Raw genomic sequence first — 1993 nt, 5'->3', positions numbered from 1 at the left:
CGAAAATTTCTTTTCTTTGCCATTTTTCTTTCTCTATTAGTTTAAAATTCATAATGTTATTCTCCTTTGAAATTACTACTTATTCAATTTTTAATTCGTACTTTACTACAACTACGTCTCAATCAGATCGAACAAAATAACTTATGATCAATCATTTTTTTGTTCTAAATGACCTATAACGTTTCCCACTCAAGACGTTCCTGAACCTAGCGAGACTTGGCTTGGTGAAGGAATGTGCTTTGGCTTCTCCAAAGACTTCACCCCCTGTAGACAAAGTGAACTTAAGTGTTTTGTTATGCCAAGTCTTATGGAAATTCATCCTTCTTAAATTGTTGTTACATGTCCTTTATATTTAGGAAATTCTAACATAAACTTGTTCAAATATTTAGAAGGCAAAATAAGCCTGTAAATATCATTCAGCTTAAAATCTATTTTCATAAGTGATCTCCATTCGCGTTCCATGTAATAGTTATCTATATCTTCGTCATCTTTAGAACTATCAAAAAATTTTAAATAGCTCATAAGATATTGGTCAATGAAAAATCTCATATTTATTATCTCATTTAATTCTTCGCGCTGTCTTCCTTTCCTCGTATATTCATCATTAAAAAACTTATTAATTTTCTTAGAATAAGTGTCAAACATTTCACTCCAAGATTCTGATTGCATCGTCGAACTTTTATCTATATAGTGGACAGGGGTAGCCCCTTTCCCAGCAATAAACTTCTTTTTAAAAGAAATACCAAATGAGCTATACTTTTTCATATGTATATCCATATCTGATATTGGTATATCACAAAAACAAACCATGTAACTTATATATAATTCATTATCGGAAATACTCTTACTCATGTCCATATCTTGTGATGTAATTAGATTATCTGGCCAATTTTTTGTTTTTAATATTCCACTTTTTATTATTTCAACTAATAGAGTGAATTGTTGCTTCTCATCTAACCCTCTACCAACAAAGTGTGTTAATTCATCTGATACATAATTCTGTATTTTCCCCATAATAACCCTCCTTCATTACATTAATAAAATTTCGCATAACGTTCCTTGTTCAAGACTTGAACATTTTATCATGAGAAGTTATTTAGCTATTTTATAAATTAAGACGGACTAAGTTTTATACATTAATACTTAAATCCGTCTTATTCTTTCGCTATACTTATTTATTATAAATAGTCCCTCCACAAAAAGGGCAACTATTTTTTTCCCATGCATGTTTCATTTTATTAATATTAATTGGTTCTGAGCAACTCTTACATGGAAATATTTCTCCATTTTTCACTCTAACATTCTGTATGATTTTATCTGGTTCATAAATATATCTACGTACTCTATCATGAATAATATCATATCTTGTTACAAATTCGAATTTTTTATCTTTAGCATGAGAATCATATGTACAAGCATAGTTCAATGCATAAATTGATAACTTATTTTTTATCTTTGTATCTTTAGGGGGTACATGTCCCTTTCTAAAATGCAGCAACCTATGATAAATTAACTCAGAAAAAAACTCATTTGATATTAACTCCATATTATTCTTTGTTTCCTCTATTGCAAAATGACTACACTTTTTTAGAGTGCAATATTCTTCTAAGTCTTTCCAAATACGCATTAGATCATTTTCATCTCTAATATTACTAATTTTTTTATCACCGTCATTTTTAATTGCATTAATTATCATGTCTTCACTAATATATTTAAATGGTCTTCCTGAATATATACCATTTATTCTATAATTCTGAAATTCAGACCAACTATAAAGTAGCATTGTACCAAAATCCCTTGAATTACCCATTGATGCTAATACTAGCATTTCCAACTTTTTATCGTTGTTAAATAATATACTATAATCTAGGCTTAGCTCTGCTGTATATGTTAATCTAAAAGTACCCCACCATTCTAATTGAAAACTCCTCCACTTTAATGTAAACTTTCTTATGATAGAACATCATAAGAGGGGGAATGGAGATGATCAAAT

At 29.2% G+C, this 1993-nt stretch carries 2 protein-coding genes; both read right to left on the bottom strand.

The genetic code is table 11. The features are described 5' to 3' along the window. Positions 1-324: 324 nt before the first annotated feature. A complete protein-coding gene (locus LGK97_RS19500) occupies positions 325-1014 on the bottom strand; it encodes an abortive infection system antitoxin AbiGi family protein (protein ID WP_226261972.1) in 690 nt (229 codons plus the stop codon). A 157-nt stretch (positions 1015-1171) separates the two neighbouring features. Continuing rightward, entirely contained in the window at positions 1172-1828 is a 657-nt protein-coding gene (locus tag LGK97_RS19495) for a hypothetical protein (RefSeq protein WP_226261970.1), read from the bottom strand. Positions 1829-1993 lie beyond the last annotated feature (165 nt).

Origin of the sequence: Clostridium sp. CS001 (assembly GCF_020443565.1) — a bacterium.
Lineage (GTDB): Bacteria > Bacillota > Clostridia > Clostridiales > Clostridiaceae > Clostridium_AD.
The sequence above is the reverse complement of the archived record's forward strand: the minus strand, read 5'-3'. Positions and strand labels throughout refer to the sequence as shown.